The sequence below is a fragment of the Streptomyces glaucescens genome (assembly GCF_002154375.1).
GTDB classification, from domain to species: domain Bacteria; phylum Actinomycetota; class Actinomycetes; order Streptomycetales; family Streptomycetaceae; genus Streptomyces; species Streptomyces glaucescens.
The window spans coordinates 1-3,289 of record NZ_MUND01000898.1 but is presented as its reverse complement, the minus strand read 5'-3'; the positions used below and the strand labels follow the sequence as shown (position 1 = coordinate 3,289).

General features: G+C 74.2%; 4 protein-coding genes. 1 reads left to right on the top strand and 3 read right to left on the bottom strand.

Annotated elements, in window-relative coordinates:
* Window positions 1–139: 139 nt before the first annotated feature.
* The 3 genes from CCN42_RS39030 to CCN42_RS39020 form a co-directional block, all read right to left on the bottom strand.
* A complete protein-coding gene (locus CCN42_RS39030) occupies window positions 140–985 on the bottom strand; it encodes an SMP-30/gluconolactonase/LRE family protein (RefSeq protein ID WP_086741924.1) in 846 nt (281 codons plus the stop codon).
* Complete coding sequence (locus CCN42_RS39025) at window positions 982–1,758, bottom strand: IclR family transcriptional regulator (protein WP_086741923.1); 777 nt, start codon at window positions 1,756–1,758, stop codon at window positions 982–984. Before CCN42_RS39025 ends, CCN42_RS39030 begins: the two co-directional genes overlap by 4 nt.
* A gap of 96 nt (window positions 1,759–1,854) precedes the next feature.
* Complete coding sequence (locus CCN42_RS39020) at window positions 1,855–2,475, bottom strand: TetR/AcrR family transcriptional regulator (protein WP_086741922.1); 621 nt, start codon at window positions 2,473–2,475, stop codon at window positions 1,855–1,857.
* A gap of 99 nt (window positions 2,476–2,574) precedes the next feature.
* Here CCN42_RS39020 and CCN42_RS39015 point away from each other — a divergent pair, with 99 nt between their 5' ends.
* A complete protein-coding gene (locus CCN42_RS39015) occupies window positions 2,575–3,261 on the top strand; it encodes an LmeA family phospholipid-binding protein (RefSeq protein ID WP_158102200.1) in 687 nt (228 codons plus the stop codon).
* The last annotated feature ends 28 nt before the right edge of the window (window positions 3,262–3,289 follow it).

The following is a 3,289-nucleotide window of genomic DNA, read 5'->3' as shown; positions in this document are numbered from 1 at the left end:
CAACACACAGCCGTCACACCCTCACCGCGACCGGCCGCAGCCACCCCTCGCCGCACCCGGCCGCAGCCAGCCCCACCACAGCCGGCGGCAGCCACCCCTCACCGCGACCAGCCGCACCACAGCCGGCGGCAGCCACCCCTCAGCCCGCGAACGCCGGCTGCGGAAGCCCCTGGCCCGCTCCCGGGATCACCAGGAGGGAACCCGCCAGGGGATGCGGGGCCGTCAGGCCCACGCGGGCCGTGGTGACGTACAGGTCCCTGAGGTCCGTGCCCCCGAACGCGCACGCCGTGACGCGTGGAGCCGGCAACGGGACGACCCGGTCCAGCTCGCCGCCGGGCGTGTAGCGGCGGACCGCCCCGCCGTCCCACAGCGCCACCCACACACAGCCCTCCGCGTCGACCGTGAGGCCGTCGGGGAAGCCGGCGCCCTCCTCGATCTCGGCGAGGGGGCGGCGCCCGGTCACCCGGGTGCCCTCGACGTCGAAGACGTCGATGCGGCGGGTCGGGGTGTCGACGTAGTACATGAGGCGCCCGTCCGGGCTCCAGCCGGTCCCGTTGCTGACGGTCACGTCGTCCAGGACGACGTCCACCGTGCCGTCGCCGGTGAGCCGGGACAGCGTGCCGCCGCCGGGTGCCTCGTCGTACCGCATGGTGCCCGCCCACAGCGCGCCGTCGGGGGCGACGGCCGCGTCGTTGGCGCGGCGCCCGGGGACCGGCTCGTGGTGCAGCCAGCGGAAGGCGCCGTCGGGGTCGAGGAGTCCGACGCCGTCGCGGAGGTTGAGGACGAGGCCGCCGCCCGCCCGCGGCTTGACCGCGCCGATGTGCTGCTCGGTGGTGCGGACCGTGCGGCGGCCGGTGGCGGGTTCGTAGGTGTGGAGCCGGGAGCCGAGGATGTCGATCCACAGGAGGCGGTCCCCGGCGGCGTCCCAGGTGGGACCTTCGCCGAGGGTGGCCTCGGCGCGTACCGCGACCTCGTACGCCGTCATGCCGCCACGCTCCGGTGTCCGAGCCGCTCGGAGAGGTCCGCGGCGCCCTTGGCGGCGAGCTGTTCGAGTTCGGCGCGACGCTCCTCGCTCCAGCGGATCATCGGCACGGAGATGGAGAGCGCGGCGACCACCTGGCCGGTGCGGTCGTGGACCGGGGCGGCCACGCAGCTGACGTCCGGGTTGGACTCGCGGCTCTCCACGGCGATCCCGCGGCGGCGGATTTCGGCCAGGGCTTCCCGCAGCGCGGCCGGTTCGGTGATGCTGTTCGGCGTCATGGCGATCAGCTCCGCGTCGTCGGGGACGCGGGCGGCGAGTTCCGGTTCGGGGAGGGAGGCGAGCAGCATCTTGCCGACGGAGGTGCAGTGGGCCGGCAGACGGCGGCCGGCGGCGGAGACCATGCGCACCGCGTGGGTGGAGTCGACCTTGGCGATGTAGATGACGTCGGTGCCTTCGAGGATGGCGACGTGCACGGTCTCGTCGCAGGTCTCGGCGACGGTCCGGGCGACGTGCTGGCCCTCGGCGGCGAGGTCGAGCTGTTCGGCGTAGCGGCTGCCGAGCTGGTACGGGCGTACGCCGAGCCGGTAGCGTCCGGGCTGGCCGGGCACCTGGACGATGTACGACCGGGCGGCGAGCGTGGTGACCAGCTCGTGGACGGTGGTGCGGGGCAGCTGGAGCTTGCGCACGATGTCGGGGGCGGAGAGCGTCCCGTCACCGTCGAGGAAGAGCTCCAGGATGTCGAGAGCCCGGGTCACGGCAGGTACGAGGCGTCCCACGGCCGGCCCCCTCCCTGTGTTCGAGATTTCAACTGATGGTCGGAATAGCGAACACAGGCTACTCATGGACGCTCCGGCGGGGCAATGGCTGCGGCGTCAGCTCTGCCGCAGATGTCCGAACGCCTCGACCAGCAGCTCGTGGGCGGCGCGAGGGGTGCGCTCCTCCTCCGGCAGGGCGGTGTACGCGAACAGCGCGGAGCGCAGCGCGCCGACGGCGGCCCGGGAGAGGACGGCGGCGCGCAGCGGGGTGGCGTTCTCCGGGTCCCGCGCGGCCAGCCGCTCCAGCAGGGCGTCGGCGAGGCCGGCCTCGAACTTGCTGAGGACGGGCAGGAACTGCCGCGCCTGCTGGCCGGGGAAGCGCTGCGGCGGCCCGCTGAACATCAGGCCGACGCCGCCGCCGGCGGCGACCTCCACGGCCGCGCCGAGGACCGCGCTGTAGGGGTCCTCGTGGGCGGGCCGGGCGACGACCTTGGCCCGGACGACGGGGATGAGGTCGAGGACCTCGTCGAGGACGAGGTCTTCCTTGGAGGGGAAGTAGCGGAAGAAGGTCCGCTCGGTGACCCCGGCCGCGGCGGCGATGTCGCGCACGGTCGTCCGCGCGTAGCCGCGCTCCTCGAACATGCGGTGAGCCGCCTCCTGGAGGGCCTTGCGGGTCGCCGCTTTGTGCGCCTCGCGCCGGCCCCGTGGCTCGGCGGCGGGGGTGTCGAGGGTTGCCATGCGAGGAGTATCGCAGGCTCAAAACCGACGGCGAAAGAATCTGTCAGTCCTGACACTTTGGCTATGCTGTCAGTCATGACACTTTTACGGAGGGGGCGTGTGTCCCGCCGGACGCGCCTCGTCGCCCTCGCGGCGGCCGGCGCGGTGCTGGCCGTCGGCGGGATCGCGGAGGCGGTGGCCCGCCACTACACGGCGGACCGCTTCGCCGACCGGATGGAACGGCGCCTGCACACCGGGCTCGACGTGGGCTTCGGCCCCACCCCGGTGACCCTGCAACTGGCGCGGGGCTCCTTCCCGCGCGTGGAGGTCACCGGCGAGGACGCCACCTTCCGCCGGTTCAGCGGGGTCGACCTGCACGCCGAGCTGGCCGACGTGGTCCGTACCGGCGAGGGCCTGTCGGTGCGGGACAGCCGGGTCAGCGCCGAACTGGCCGACGCCGCCCTCGCCGACGCGGTGCGCACCATGACCGGCGGCGCGCTGGGCGGGGCGGCCGTGACGACCGACCCGGCGGCGCACGAACTGGTGGTGCACGCGGGGCCCGCCGGGCGGATCACCGTCGGATTCCGGCCGGTGCTGCACGAGGACGGCATCCGCTTCGAGCGCACCGCCGTGCGGATCGGCGACCGGGTCGTGCCCGACTCCCTCGCCGCCCAGCTGCTCGGGGACACCCCGCAGGAGCTGGACCTGTCCGGACTGCCGCTGGGGCTTGCACCGGAACGGGTCGCGGTCACCTCGGACGGGCTCCGGCTGGAGCTGACGGGAGGCCCGGCGACCGTCAAGGGCTGACCTCGCTCTCCCCGGCCCTCTCTCCCCC